This is a genomic window from Caballeronia sp. LZ003, assembly GCF_031451465.1.
Classification (GTDB): domain Bacteria; phylum Pseudomonadota; class Gammaproteobacteria; order Burkholderiales; family Burkholderiaceae; genus Caballeronia.
Genome location: NZ_JARUXJ010000005.1, coordinates 12,564 through 26,182 on the forward strand (window position 1 = coordinate 12,564; position 13,619 = coordinate 26,182).

Sequence of the window (13,619 nt, forward strand, 5' to 3'; positions counted from 1 at the left end):
CTCCTCAGATCGGCGTCGCGAGCAAGGTCTGCACGCGCGAGGTATCGTAGATCACGCGCTTGGACCGATAACGCAGACCGTCCGGCGTGCGCACCACGCGGTCGAAATACTTGCCCGCCTGATACACGTTCGACTCGCCGTTCGTGCGCGTCTGGATCACCACGTAATTGCTTTCCGTTTCGATCACGCCATCTTTTTCATCGATCACGGTCAGGCCGGATGTCATGTGACGGTAGCTGTGTTCTTCGTAGATATTCGCGTGACGCAGCGATACGACGCGATCGCGCAGCATCTTCTGGTTCGTGCAATAGATGATGCCGATGGGCAACCCCATGTCGGCGTTTTCCTTGGGCACGATCTCGTAGATGCAGTCTTCCGTGAAGAGCGCGGGCCACGCTTCGAGCTTGTCGTTATCGAGCGTGTTGATGTACTGATCCTGCAACATGTGCAGTTCGAACCACAATGTCATTCGTTCCATGGTGCCGGCCTCGATTCAATAGCCCATCAGCTTCTGATAGCCCACCCAGAACTTGCGGATCAGGCTCTCGGTGATGACGGTGTCCTGCTGGTCCGGATTGCCGCGCGACATTTCGATCACCGAGGTTGCATCCGCATCGCGCACGGTGCCGCGCTGGACGAGCTCGGTCGCCTCGGTGTCTTCCATCGAGATATAGCCGGCCGGTCCCACCAGATTCGCCTGCTTGATGCGAAGCTCGCGCAACTCGGGCGTGTCGTCCGTGTAGCCGAAGAAGTGGAAAATCAGTTCGAAGCTGTTTGGCCCCTTCGGCAGAAGCTGGCGGGCGACGAGCGTGTTGTGAATCTGCTGGATGACGAGTTGCGGGAAGATCGGCTGAATATGGTTCGTCGTGTCTTCTTCGTATTCGGAGACGAGGCCGAGAATCGAATCGTCTTCGAGCGCGAAACCTTCATCGAACGAGCGGATGTTCTGCTGCTTGTACGCCGACGAGGTATCTTCGCCCGTCTTCGTCACGGTGATGATGCTGTGCAGCCCATGCGTGGCGTCGGGAATCGAGCGCGCCTTCATGCCGACGCGAAAGATATTGAACGTCGTATGGAACAGATGCAGCATGCTCGCGTGATACGGGTCCTTCACGTTCTCGAAATACAGCTTCCAGTTCGACTTCGAGAACTGGCGCGTGCAGCCGAGATATTCGATCGGCTTGTGAAAAATGCGATCGATCCACGGGCGCATTTCCGCCCCGAGATAGTCGGGCAGCGGCGCGACTTCGTCGCTGAAGCTGGCGAATACCAGACCTTTGTAGCTATCCACGCGCAACTGGCGCAGGCTGTGGTTCTTCGGATTGAAATCGGCAGGCATGCCGGTCATGCCCTTCTGGCCGCGCCGGAACGGCACGCCGAGCAGGTTGCCGCTGTTGTCGAAGCTCCACTGGTGATACACGCACGTATGCGATGTCGCATTGCCGCGCGACTTGCGGCACACCGACGCGCCTCGATGCGCGCAGCGGTTCACCCAGGCCGCGAGGCCGCCGTCTTCCAGTCGCGTGACCACCACGGGCGTATCGCCCACGAAGGTGCTCTTGTAGTCGCCCGCGTTCGGGACTTCCGCTTCGAGCGCGACGAAATTCCAGGTCGGGCCGCGATAGATACGCTCCTGCTCGCGGTCGTACACGGCCTGCGAACTGAAGACTTTATAGGGCACGCGCGAGCCGTCGTCATGGGGAAAACGAACGTCGGCATCATTCGCGTCTTTCGGACGGTAGTGTAGTTCAACCGTTTCCACGGGCGCTTCTCCTGCTTTAAGAATAGGTATCCTGATGATTCGTCAAAGCATGTCTCTCGGGAAGACATGCCAAAGGGCATTGCGTGAATCTGCGGCTCAGTCGCGCGCGAAGTCGTTGGCGGCGATCTTGATCACGATGTCGTTGGGCCGCACCAATCGGTTCGACACCGCGGCGTACAACCTGCCTGGCCGTTTCGCGCGAATCTGTGTGCGCGCCTGCGCGGGGTCGTCCGCGTTGGGATCGACGATCTCGGCGATGACATCACCCGCTTGCACGTCCGTGCCAAGGGGATACGGGTACACGATCACCCCGCCGACGGGCGTGCGCATCATCGAGATGGCTTCGTGCGGGGTTTTTTCTCCGGACCACGTTGCGCGCGGATCGAACTCCCCTTCCACGACACCGATGCGCGCAAGGTGACGGAAGATGGCGTTCGCGTCGCCGCTTGCGAGTTCGTCGGAGACATCGGCAGCGCCGCGCATTTCGATCGTCACGCTCACGTTGCCTTGCGGAATCGGATAGCGATCCCCGAGCGTTTGCCGCAGGTCATGCCACGGTTTGCTGCACGTACCGTCGAAAAGCGTGGGCGTATCGGTCACATGCACCAGCCCCGGATCGATCTCGGCGACGAACGGATCGAGCATCGCCTCGCACCAGGGCGCGACCACCATGCCGGCAATCGCGACGAGTTCGGTGTGCGAATCCACGACGAAATCGGCGTCGATGGCGAGCTTGAGCAGTTCGGTCTGCATCGACTGCACTTCGGTCGGCGGACGCAAGGCGTCGAGCGTGTCACGCAGCGCCTGGCGAATGGCATCGATATTGGCGTCGCCGTTTGCGCCGAGCTTGCCTTCCAGACGCGCGTCGAGACCCTTCGACAGATCGGGCCAGCCACGGTTGTAGTTGCCGCCGCCATCGAGCGCCTCGCGGCCGATCTGATTGCCGAGCACGTTGTCCGACAGACCGATTGGATTGGCGAACGGCACGATCACGAGTTCACCCTTAAATTCGCCCGCGCGGTCCGCTGCAAGCGCGAGACTCAGCAAATGATGAGCGATGAGCAAACCCGGCGTTTCATTGGCATGCAGCGACGCCTGAAAATACGCCTTGGGCCGCGCGCCGATATTGCCGATGCGATGAACCTTCAGCGTTCGTTGCGTACCCGGACTGGACGACAGAACAGATACGGTTTCGATCACATGTGCCATGAGAATTCCTCGTTCTTACTTCAGGTCGCCGGAGGCGTTCGCAGGCATGCCGCGACCGGACGACGATTTCGCCACGTCGTCGTTACCCGCTGCGCGCGGATAAGCGCCGAGAAACAGCAACACACCGGCACCGACCACGACAATGGCAGCGTTGATGATCAGCACGGCGTCGTAGCCATCGAGCATCGAAAGCAGCTTGCTGAAGGAGAACGGCCCCAGCCCTGCGCCCACCGCGAAGCCGATGAACACACCGCCATAGATGGCCGAATAGGCGCGCATGCCGAAGTAACGCGAGACCAGATAGGCAAGCGCATCGTACTCCACGCCCGAAGATGTGCCGACGATCAACACCAGCAGCGACGCCACCCAGAAACTATTCACGCCGTGCGCGAGCAACAGGAACGCGGCCGCGCAGGGCAACAGCATCGTGAAGACGACGAGCGGTGCCCAGATGCGATCCAAGAACCATCCCGTGATCAGTCGTCCCAGAACGATGCCGATGCCATACCACGACGCGATACTCACCGCATCCGACATGCTGAAGCCGGACTTGGTCCAGAAGCGCTCCAGATTCGGCGCGATGCCTGCCAGCGACAGCGACAACAGAAAGAAGCTCGCGCTCAGAATCCAGAAGGCCGGCGTGCGCAGGGCCTGCTTCATCGTGAGTCCGGGCAACGCCGTGGAGGCATCGCTCGCGGTGGTTGCATGGGCCATGTCATCGACGGCCGGCTCGCGAAAAAAGAAGAACGCAATCGGCAAAGTGATGACGAGCAGAAATGCGCCGAGGCTCACATACGCCATGCGCCAGCCGAACAGGTTGAGCATGTGAAACGCGTACTGCTTGATGAGCGCGCCGAAGATGCCCGTTCCAACCAGACAGATACCGAGCGCGATGCCGCGTTTCTCCTTGAAATGCACGACCACGCTCTTGGTCCACGTCACGGGCAGCGTGCCCGCACCGAGCAAGGTGATAATCGCGAAGATCGCATAAAAGGAGATGATCGAACTCGTGGTGAACGCCAGCAGCATCCAGCCGATGGCGAGCCCCACCACCGAACACAGCACGATCTTGCGCGGCCCGATGCGATCCGCCAGCGTGCCGATGGTCGGCCCGAGCAGGCTGGAGCCAAAGAACAGGATCATGAAGGTGATCATGACCTGCGAGTCCGCCCAGCCGAACGTTTTGGTCAGCGACGGCAGGAACACGCCCGCGCTGTATGACGCCATCGTGGTCAGGCTGGTCCCGATCCCAATCGTTGCGGCGAGGATGATGCCCCAACCCGTCTTGAATTCCCTTGCACCCGACACATCGTTCCCCTTGATCCAATTTGGCGTTAGCAACTACGGAGCGGCTCGAACCTTGTGGAGCCGTTTCGCATCGCGTTGATATTTGATCAAATAATCAAATGATCTGGATGGATTCTTTTGCGGCAATAAAACGGTGTCAAGAAAAAGTCCTTCGTGTTGCAGATAATTTTGCGTCTCAGCGACGCATCGTGTCCTGGATCATGCCGAGCGGCAACAGCAATTGCGGCGCGTAGCGTGCGACCGCGTGCGCCTTGATTGGCGCTGCGGACATCAGCGGAACCGGCAGGCGCGAGGCATCGCGGTCGACGGCGTAATCGGCCATGCGCTGGCCCAGTGTGGTCGTCATTGCGATGCCGCGTCCGTTGCAGCCGATGGGCGCATACCAGTTCGGTCCGACCTCGAACAAGCGTGGCAGAAAATCAGGCGTGAGCGCAGCGCCACCGCGCCAGATGAAGTCGAAACGCACGTCGCCCAGTTGCGGAAAAATCCGCTCCATGCGGCGCGCAAGCGAGTGCAACAAACGCGGCTCGGCCATCCACTGCGTGAGCGGCGCCATGCCGCCGGTGACGATGCGGCCATCGACCGTAAACCGGAGTGCGAACAAATTATTGCGGGTGTCCGAGAGCGCTTCGTTGCCCTTGAGCATGGCGCGGCGCGCGGCCTGCGGCACGATCGAGGTGGCGAGTTGAAACACCGTCAGCGGCACGACACTGCGCGCGACCGCCGGCGCCAGCGAGCGCGGACCGGATGGCGCGGCGTTCGTGCATTGCAGGATGGTGGTGGCGCGTACCGTGCCGGTCGGCGTGCGCAGAAGGTAACGGCCGCTCGCTGCATCGATGCGCAGCACCGGGGAATCGATATGGATTCGCGCGCCCTTCATACTCGCCGTGCGCGCGAGTTCCTGCGTGTAGGCAAACGGATTGAGATGCCCGCCGCTTTCATCGTAGAGCGCGCCGTGGAACGACGCGCTGCCGATGCGCTCGCACGCTTCGGCGCGATCCATCCAGCGCGCACGCGACCCGGCGCGGCTCCAGGCATCCACGCGCGCCTTGAGCCCGTCCACCAGTTCGCCCGCATGCGCGGGATTGATCCAGCCGCCCTGAACGGCATCGCATTTCATGTCGTGACGGGCGATGAGATCGAACACCGCCTGCGCGCCACCCGCGACGAGACTCACGAGACGCGGGCCGTAATCGTCGCCGAGGAGGCGCATCACATCGGCTGGGCCGACGCGCGGCAGGCTCGGCACCACCAGTCCGCCGTTGCGTCCGGATGCCGCCGTCGCGGGATGCTCCGCTTCCAGCACCGTCACGCTGGCCCCGCGTTCGCGCAACGCCAGCGCGCTGTTCAGACCCATGATGCCCGCGCCGATCACCGCGTAATCGCAGTCGATGTCCGCGTCCAGCCGATGAAACGCGGCCGCCGCGCCGGCCGTGGTCGGCCAGTAGTTCTGCCTGAGCGCGTCGGGTGGAGTGTCCGTGCTCATCAGGCCCTCGCGAGACTGAGCGTGCAAGCGCCATTCTTGCGGATGGCGGCACAGCCCGAAGCCAGCGCCTGAAGATCCTGCGAATCGACGCGCGCGACGACATTGCCTGCGAGCCAGCCGATCGGAAACAGCATGCGTCCGCCCGGACCGTAGAAGAAGCCGAGATCGAAGACCGGCTGCGGATTGCCGCCCCACATGTGCGCCGGCACATAGGCCAGCACCAGATCGCCAGCCTGTGGCGTGATGGTGGCGTTTTCCGGCGGCAGCGCGCGGGCGTTGCGCGCCGGGTCGATCATCGCGGTCGGCACCGGGCAGGAAATCTCCGGCCCGGTCCACATCGCGTGAATGGCGGGAATATCGCGCGGCGTGGCGAGCAAGTCCCACACGAACTCCGCACTTTCGGGCGCTTGCTGGTCGAGCAAGGTGAAACGGGCTTGCAGGCCGCTGTTTGCTTCAGTCACGACAATACTTCGGGTAGTCATCTTTTCTCCGTGGTGAGGCATGCGGGGCTGGTTCACTCAAGCCGCCGCATTCGCATGACGATCATTTGATCAAATAATAAAACGTTAGGCAAGTGAATGTCATAACCGGGCTTGGTTTTCGACGATGCCGGTCAAATGCGCTTGACAGTGGGTTTTGTAGCCCCGACACTGTGCGCAGATATCATTTGATCAAATTATTTCGGATGAACCGCATGACACTGACCGTCGGAAGCGCGCTGCCTGATTTCGAGGCGATCTCATCGCACGGCCCGATGCGCCTGCACGACTGGCTCGGCGGCGAGTGGGCGCTGATCTTCGCGTTCAAGGCGATGTCCCCCACGTGCAGCACCGAATTCGCCGCGCTCGAAACGCTGCGCGAAGCTTATGAGGCGTGCGGCGCGCGCGTGCTCGGCGTATCCGTCGACACGGAAGAAACGGTCGCCGCGTGGCTCGGCGATTTGCGCGACGCGCTCGATTGCACACCGTCGTTCGCGCTCGTCAACGACCCGAGCGGTGCGGTGCCGCGCGCGCTCGGTTTCGTCGACGAATCGGCTTTGCAGGCCAGCTTGTATCGCACCGCCTTGCTCGTCGCGCCGGATCGCCGTGTTGCCATGACGCTGACTTATCCGGTGACGAACGGCCGCAGCTTCACCGAAATCCTGCGCACCCTGCAGGCGGTGCAACTCACCGCGAAGCGCAAAGTCGCCACATCGTCGACATGGTTGGACGGACAGCCCGTGATGCTGCCGCCATCGCTCGCGCAGGAGCAGGCCGAAGCGATGTATCCGCAAGGCGTGAAGGTTCTGCGTCCGTATTTGCGCGTCGTCGCGCAGCCGTAAAAAGCGCAGTCCAGGAGAATTCAATGTCAGGTGTAACGAGATTCGAAGTGCTGTCGCGGCAGCCCGTGTTCGACGGCATGGTGTTCGGCAAGGACGGCCGGGTCGGTGCGTACGAATTGTTGTCGGGCCGCGCGCATTGCGAGATCGACCCGGATGCGCCGCTCAATCGCGGCATCGTCAACCTGGCGCGTGCGCCGAGCGCGGCAAACGGACGCGTGCAGTACAGCGTGGACTTTCATGTCTACAAGCCCGTCGATCTGTCGCGCGGCAATGGCTGGCTGTTCTACGAGTACCTCAATCGCGGCACGCAACGCGGCATCGTGCGAATCAACAATGCGCCCGTGGTGGCGCTGCCATCGACGCCCGATGACATCGGCAATGGCTTTTTGATGCACGAAGGCTACGCGATCGTCTGGACCGCATGGCAAGGCAATGTCGAGCCGGGCGGCGGACGCATGCTAGCGCAGTTTCCGGTGGCGAGCGAAAACGGCCAGCCGATCACCGGCACGGGCTGGGAAGAGTTCGTGCTCGATGCGCCCGATTCCATTCGCGGCGCAATCGTGCAGGAGATGGACGGCGAGCGCACCGTGCTGACGCTGTCCTACCCCGCGGCAAGCACGGAACCCGCCCGCGCGACGCTCACCGCGCGCCAGCACGAAATCGACGCGCGCACGCCCGCGCCCGGCATCGAATGGCGCTTTCTGGATCGAAACACCATCGAGGTCCGGCGTCTGCCGCATTGCACGCTGGATCGCGGCGCGATCTTCGAGTTCATCTACGAAGCGCAAGATCCGGTCGTGATGGGTCTCGGCTATGCGAGCGTGCGCGACGTGATGGCCTTCCTGAAGTACGAATCGCACGACAGCGAAGGCACGCCCAATCCGCTTTGGCCGGAGGACGCTGCGCCTCGTTCGCGCGCGCTCGGCTTCGGTCTTTCGCAAAGCGGGCGCGTGCTGCGCGACTTCATCCATCAAGGCTTCAACGAGACGCTCGATTCACGCATCGTCTTCGATGCCGCCGTGCCGATCATTTCCGGCTCGCGGCGCGCGTGGGTCAACGCGGCGTTCTCGCAGCCGGGCCGCTACTCGCGTCAGCACGAAGACCACAGCTATCCGGGCGACCAGTTTCCCTTCGCCTATCAAACGCTCACGGACCCGATCAGCGGAAACACCGACGGCATTCTCGCGCGCGCGGAGGCATCGAACACGGTGCCGAAGATCATGCAGATGGATACCGATTCCGAAGCATGGTCGGCGCGCGCATCGCTGGTCGCGACCGACTGCGAAGGCCGCGATCTGCCCGGGCATCCGGATGTGCGCCTGTATCTGACGACCGGTATCGCGCATGGCGACTATCCGTTGCCGAAGTCGAAGGTCACGCGCCATGCCACCAATCCGCTCACGTATGGCGCCATCCTGCGCGCGCTGTTCGTGGCCATGCGTGAATGGGTCGATGAAGACATCGCGCCTCCTCCGAGCGCGTTTCCGTCGCATGCGGACGGCACATGGTGGACGCTGGATCGATTCGACGAACGCTTCGAAGCGACGACCGGCATCGACAGTCCGCGTGTCATCAACGAATTGCATTTGCTCGATCATTCGCAGGTTCCGCCGCGGCCGGGACCGCGTTATCCCGTGTTCGTCCCCGCCGTCGATAGCGATGGAAACGGCAGCGCGGGCGTGCGTCATCCGTTCGTCCAGGCGCCGCTCGGCACGCATGCGGGCTGGGCGCCACGCGCCGAAGGCTTCGCGCCGGGCGGCCTATATAGCGTCTACGGTTCGTACATTCCCTTTGCGCGCGATGGCCTGCGCCCGGCCGGGATCGAAAACGACCGACGTCCCGCGTTCGAGGCCCGCTACGCGAACGCCGATGCGTGGCGCAGCGCGTTGCTCGACGCTGCTGCATCGCTGGTAGAACAACGCTTCATGCTCGCCGATGACGCCGCGCGACTTGCCGCCGAAGTCGATTGCGCCGACGATATTTTCCACATCATCTGACTCTTATGATCGATCACAACACTGTCGCGCTCGTCACTGGCGCCGATCGCGGACTGGGCGCGATGTTCGTCGAAACGCTCGTCGCACGCGGTGCGGGCAAAGTGTACGCAGCCACGCATCGTGCTGCCGATGCTGACGCTTTTCAGAACCCGCGCGTCGTGCCCGTCACGCTCGATGTCACGAATCCGGAAGATGTGAAACGCGTGGCGGCGATGGCATCCGACGTGAGCTTGCTGATCAATAACGCGGGCGTGAACACGCAAACGGGCGCGCTGCACGCAGGCCAGCCCGAGCGCGCACGCCTCGAAATGGAAGTGAATTTCTTCGCGATGCTCGCTATGGCCAATGCCTTCGCGACGCATCTGATCGCATCGCGCGGCGCAATGGTCAACATCCTCTCGGTGCTCGCACGCGTGAGCCTGCCTTCGATGACGTCGTTATGCGCATCGAAGGCGGCGGGTTTGCGGCTCACCGAAGGACTCGACGCCGAACTCGCGCCGCAAGGCGTGCGCGTCTACGCGGTGATGCCCGGCGCCATCGACACGGACATGAGCCGCGATTACATCGGCGAGAAACTCACGACGCGTGAAGTCGTCGATGCCACGCTCGATGCAATCGGCGGTGCACCGCGCGAAATCTATATCGGTGCAATGGCGCAAGGCGTGGCCGGGATGCTGGCCGCGGATCGCACCACACTGCACGCGCAAATTCTCGGTGGCGCGCAAGCGCAGCCTCAATGAGCGGGGAACGCATGAGTCAAATGATTGAAATCAAGAGCCACGATAGTCGGAGTTTCGCGGCATACAAAGCCGTTCCCGCGCAAGGCTCCGGACCGGGACTCGTCTTGCTGCAAGAGATTTTCGGCATCAACGCGTACATGAAAAGCATGGCGGATCGCTATGCGGAAGAAGGCTATGTCGTGCTCGTGCCCGATCTCTTCTGGCGCATGGAACCGGGCGTAGTGCTCGGCTATGAACAGGAAGACTTCGCGAAGGCGCTGGGCTTCAACGAGCGCGTGGATATCGACCTCGCGGTGCGCGATATCGAATCCACGGTCGATGCCATGCGCATGCAGCCGGAACATGCGGGCAAGATCGGCGCGCTCGGCTATTGTCTCGGCGGCAAGCTCGCGATGCTCGCCGCTGCGCGCACGCAGATCGACTGTGCGGTGAGTTACTACGGCGTCGGCCTCGATGCCTATCTCGACGAAGTGCCGGCCATTCAGTGTCCGATGGTCTTTCACTTCGCTGGTGACGATGCCTTCTGTCCGCTCGACGCACGTGAAGCGATCATGCGTGCGCTGGCGACGAATCAGGGCATCGAACAATACGTGTATCCGGGATGCGATCACGCCTTTGCATCGCCGGGGCGCCCGCACTTTGACAAGCCCGCGACCACGATGGCCTACTCGCGCTCGCTCGCGTTGTTACGCAAGGTCATGGGTCCGGTCCACGATCTGAACGCGCTGTGGGAGCGCCACTGCTATTACGAATTCGCCACGCGCGATGTCGATGCCGTCATGCCCACCATGGTCGCCGAACCCTACGTCAATCATGTTCCCACGATGACCGGCGGTGTCGGACACGACCAGCTCAAGCGCTTCTACAAGTACCACTTCGTCGATGCGAACCCGGCGGACACGCAACTCATTCCGGTGTCGCGGACGATCGGCTCGGATCGGATCGTTGATGAATTCGTGTTCTGCGCCACGCACGACCGCGAGATCGACTGGCTGCTACCGGGACTCGCGCCCACCGGAAAGTACTTCGAGATTCCGATGCTGGCGGTGGTCTGCTTTCGCGGCGACAAGCTCTATAACGAACACATCTACTGGGATCAGGCCTCCGTGCTCGTTCAGATCGGCGTGCTGGACCCGAAGGGCCTGCCCGTCGCCGGAATCGAAACGGCAAAGAAGATGATCGACGAAGGTCTGCCAAGCAACACGCTCATGCGCAACTGGGCATCGAGCGAAGACAAGCCCGTCTGATTCGCACGCCGCATTCACCATCGCTATCGAACGGCCCGCGTTGATCGCGACACGGGCCATGACACTGTTATCGCCAACGCCATGAAACTCGCCAAACGCATCACCGAAACATCGAAGAAATCGTACGGCATGTACGAGAAAGCCCGCAATCTGCCCGGCGACACATCCGATGTGATTCACCTCGAACTCGGCTGCCCGCACGCGGACACGCCGATGCCCATCAAGCAGGCCACCATCGACGCCCTGCTGCGCGGCGACGTTCACTACAGCGACATGCGCGGCCTGCCCGCGCTGCGCCAGGCACTGGCCGACAAACTGCGCACGCGCAATAAGCTCGACGTGACCGAGAACGATATTCTCGTGACCAACGGCCTCACGCATGCTTCATTTGCAGCCTTTTTCGCGCTTATCGATCAGGGTGACGAAGTCATTTTGCTGGCGCCGTACTATCCGCAGCACATCGGCAAGATCGAAATGGCGGGCGGCAAACCGGTGGTCGTCGATCTGGATCGAAAGAACTTTTCCATCGATGCCGGCGCGATCGAGCGCGCCATCACGCCGAGAACGCGCGCTATCGTGATCGTCAATCCGGCCAATCCGACTGGGCGCGTCTATACCCGCGACGAACTGAGCGCGCTCGCGGATATCGCGATTCGCCATGATCTCGCGGTGCTTTCCGATGAAGTGTACGAAGAGATCGTCTACGACGGTGCGCGTCATGTCAGCATCGGTTCCTTGCCGGGCATGAAAGAGCGCACGCTCTCCATGTTCGCGTTCACCAAGTCGCACGCGATGGATGGCTGGCGCGTCGGCTTCATGACCGCCCCCGCCGATGTGATGCCCGCCCTGCTCAAAATCACTGCCAACGATGTCACGCACGTCAACACGTTCATTCAGGCGGGCGCGCTGGCGGCCGTGAGCGGCGACCGCGCGATGCTCGAACGACTCGTCAACGAGGATGCGCAGAAGCGCGCGATCGTCGTGGAAAGCCTCAACGCCATGCGCAACGTGCAGTGTGCGTCGCCGGAAGGCACGATTTACGCGTTTCCAGACATCAGCGCGACAGGTCTGTCGGCTCAGGAATGTGCGGACCGAATCCTCATTGAAGCGCGGGTCGTCGTGGAAGCAGGCAGCTTCTATGGCGCGGCGGGCGAAGGCCATCTGCGCGTGTGCTTTGGGTCGGAATCGAAAGAGCGAATCGTCGAAGCGATGCAGCGCCTGCACACTTTTTTCGATAAGCTCTGATATATTAAATGTAGTACTAAATAAAAAGGCCGATAATCAATCGGCCTGTTTTTCCGTACATAGATTGCGTTTACTCAGAAACGGTGACGAATGCCGACATCCCCGACGATCTGATTCGGGCTGGACGATGTGCCGATTCCGATGATCGACGCGCGAGCGTCATGTCCCTGCATGTGCTCGGCAAGCACCATTGCGTACACGTCGGTACGCTTGGACAACGCGTAGTCGAGCGTCGTGCTCAACTGATTGAATCGCGTGGAGCCGAGCGTCGTGAGCGTGTAGCCGGTGGCTGCGGTCAGTGACGGCGTGAAGGAATACGTCATGCCGAGTTGTCCGTTGCGGAACAGCGCATTCTCTACGCCCACGCCACGAATGCCCGCGTAGAGCGACTGTGTGTACATCGCATAGACGAAGGTCTTCTGGAAACGGTAGCTCGTCGCCACACCCATCGTTCGCAAGTAGCTTCCGCCCAGCACGGTGCGGCCCGTCGGCTGCCCGTAGATCGACGATATATCCAGCAGCGAGGACGTGCCGGCCACTTCCGTATAAGCCGCCGCGATGTTCCAGGCGCCCGCCGTGTAGCTCGCCGAATAGCTGTAAGAGCGGCCATTGCCGTTGATGTCGCCCGCGAGATTGGAGAAGCCGTACTGCGCGCCGAACTGAAATCCGCTCCACACCGGCGTCAGATATTGAACGGAATTCGGCACGCGCTGGGCGTTCGCACGGTCGTTGGCGAACGGGTGATCCGAGAACTGACCGAGGAACCACGTCGACGTTTCATACATGCCGAGCGTCAGACCCATGAAGTCATACTGATTACCGAAGGTCAGTGTGCCCCAGCGCTTGTCGGTCAGCCCGACGTAAGCCTGACGTCCGAACAGCTTGCCGCCCTGCCCCAATGCGCCGGTGGTCGTGCTGTAGCCGTTTTCCAACACGAAGACGGCGCTCGTGCCGCCGCCCAGATCCTCGACCCCGCGAAAGCCGAGCCGATTGGCCTGCATCACCGAGTTGGTCGCCATCCAGTCCGTCTTCCCGCCGACATTGCTGACATAGGCTACGCCGGCATCGACGATTCCGTACAGCGTGACCGAGCTTTGCGCGCGCGCCTGCATCGGCACGCCGAGCGCGGCGCAGGCGCCGAAGACCGCGAGCGCCGCGCGCCATGGGGGACGGGGCAATGGAGTTCTTGAAGTGGTGGTTCTGATCATGTGCCAGGAGTATGAGCGATGGGTTGTGGGTCAGACGCGCACCATCACAACTAGGCTTTGGCGGCGCTCCATCATTTGATCAAATTATCAAATGAT

General features: G+C 61.8%; 12 protein-coding genes. 5 read left to right on the forward strand and 7 right to left on the reverse strand.

Annotated features, from left to right (window positions below; all coding sequences use genetic code 11):
• Window positions 1-4: 4 nt before the first annotated feature.
• The 6 genes from andAd to QCE79_RS31115 all read right to left on the reverse strand — a co-directional run bounded on the left by andAd (window position 5) and on the right by QCE79_RS31115 (window position 6,247).
• The gene (gene andAd, locus QCE79_RS31090; protein WP_309850740.1) at window positions 5-478 is read right to left on the reverse strand and encodes an anthranilate 1,2-dioxygenase small subunit AndAd; all 474 of its coding nucleotides are present in this window, start codon (window positions 476-478) and stop codon (window positions 5-7) included.
• Between the two features lie 15 nt (window positions 479-493).
• Window positions 494-1,762 (reverse strand): anthranilate 1,2-dioxygenase large subunit AndAc, encoded by a 1,269-nt coding sequence (andAc, locus tag QCE79_RS31095; RefSeq protein WP_309850742.1) that lies wholly within the window; start codon window positions 1,760-1,762, stop codon window positions 494-496.
• 96 nt (window positions 1,763-1,858) lie between these two features.
• Window positions 1,859-2,971, reverse strand: a complete 1,113-nt coding sequence (locus tag QCE79_RS31100; RefSeq protein WP_309850745.1) for a M14 family metallopeptidase — start codon at window positions 2,969-2,971, stop codon at window positions 1,859-1,861.
• 15 nt (window positions 2,972-2,986) lie between these two features.
• Window positions 2,987-4,279: an MFS transporter gene (locus QCE79_RS31105; RefSeq protein WP_309850748.1), complete on the reverse strand. Its 1,293-nt coding sequence runs from the start codon at window positions 4,277-4,279 to the stop codon at window positions 2,987-2,989.
• A gap of 175 nt (window positions 4,280-4,454) precedes the next feature.
• A complete protein-coding gene (locus QCE79_RS31110; protein ID WP_309850751.1) occupies window positions 4,455-5,765 on the reverse strand; it encodes an FAD-binding oxidoreductase in 1,311 nt (436 codons plus the stop codon).
• Window positions 5,765-6,247: a DUF3830 family protein gene (locus QCE79_RS31115; protein WP_250467730.1), complete on the reverse strand. Its 483-nt coding sequence runs from the start codon at window positions 6,245-6,247 to the stop codon at window positions 5,765-5,767. Before QCE79_RS31115 ends, QCE79_RS31110 begins: the two co-directional genes overlap by 1 nt.
• Window positions 6,248-6,459: 212 nt before the next feature.
• On the opposite strand from QCE79_RS31115, the gene QCE79_RS31120 reads away from it, so the two are divergent.
• The 5 genes from QCE79_RS31120 (at window position 6,460) to QCE79_RS31140 (ending at window position 12,315) form a co-directional block, all read left to right on the forward strand.
• Entirely contained in the window at window positions 6,460-7,086 is a 627-nt protein-coding gene (locus QCE79_RS31120; protein WP_309850754.1) for a redoxin domain-containing protein, read from the forward strand.
• A gap of 23 nt (window positions 7,087-7,109) precedes the next feature.
• Window positions 7,110-9,083, forward strand: coding sequence for an alpha/beta hydrolase domain-containing protein (locus tag QCE79_RS31125; RefSeq protein ID WP_309850756.1), 1,974 nt, complete (start codon window positions 7,110-7,112; stop codon window positions 9,081-9,083).
• Between the two features lie 5 nt (window positions 9,084-9,088).
• The gene (locus tag QCE79_RS31130) at window positions 9,089-9,823 is read left to right on the forward strand and encodes an SDR family NAD(P)-dependent oxidoreductase (RefSeq protein WP_309850757.1); all 735 of its coding nucleotides are present in this window, start codon (window positions 9,089-9,091) and stop codon (window positions 9,821-9,823) included.
• Window positions 9,824-9,834: 11 nt separating this feature from the next.
• Entirely contained in the window at window positions 9,835-11,070 is a 1,236-nt protein-coding gene (locus QCE79_RS31135; RefSeq protein WP_404989450.1) for a dienelactone hydrolase family protein, read from the forward strand.
• A gap of 81 nt (window positions 11,071-11,151) precedes the next feature.
• On the forward strand, window positions 11,152-12,315 hold the full coding sequence (locus QCE79_RS31140; protein ID WP_309850763.1) for an aminotransferase class I/II-fold pyridoxal phosphate-dependent enzyme: 1,164 nt from the start codon (window positions 11,152-11,154) through the stop codon (window positions 12,313-12,315).
• Between the two features lie 74 nt (window positions 12,316-12,389).
• On the opposite strand, the gene QCE79_RS31145 is transcribed toward QCE79_RS31140, so the two are convergent.
• Window positions 12,390-13,493, reverse strand: a complete 1,104-nt coding sequence (locus QCE79_RS31145; protein ID WP_309850766.1) for a porin — start codon at window positions 13,491-13,493, stop codon at window positions 12,390-12,392.
• Window positions 13,494-13,619: the final 126 nt, after the last annotated feature.

Coding starts and splice junctions, on each gene's coding strand:
- QCE79_RS31110 (WP_309850751.1), bottom strand. CDS start 5,765: ATGAGCACGGACACTCCACCCGACGCGCTCAGGCAGAACTACTGGCCG.
- QCE79_RS31100 (WP_309850745.1), bottom strand. CDS start 2,971: ATGGCACATGTGATCGAAACCGTATCTGTTCTGTCGTCCAGTCCGGGT.
- QCE79_RS31130 (WP_309850757.1), top strand. CDS start 9,089: ATGATCGATCACAACACTGTCGCGCTCGTCACTGGCGCCGATCGCGGA.
- QCE79_RS31135 (WP_404989450.1), top strand. CDS start 9,835: ATGAGTCAAATGATTGAAATCAAGAGCCACGATAGTCGGAGTTTCGCG.
- QCE79_RS31125 (WP_309850756.1), top strand. CDS start 7,110: ATGTCAGGTGTAACGAGATTCGAAGTGCTGTCGCGGCAGCCCGTGTTC.
- QCE79_RS31140 (WP_309850763.1), top strand. CDS start 11,152: ATGAAACTCGCCAAACGCATCACCGAAACATCGAAGAAATCGTACGGC.
- andAd (WP_309850740.1), bottom strand. CDS start 478: ATGGAACGAATGACATTGTGGTTCGAACTGCACATGTTGCAGGATCAG.
- QCE79_RS31120 (WP_309850754.1), top strand. CDS start 6,460: ATGACACTGACCGTCGGAAGCGCGCTGCCTGATTTCGAGGCGATCTCA.
- QCE79_RS31115 (WP_250467730.1), bottom strand. CDS start 6,247: ATGACTACCCGAAGTATTGTCGTGACTGAAGCAAACAGCGGCCTGCAA.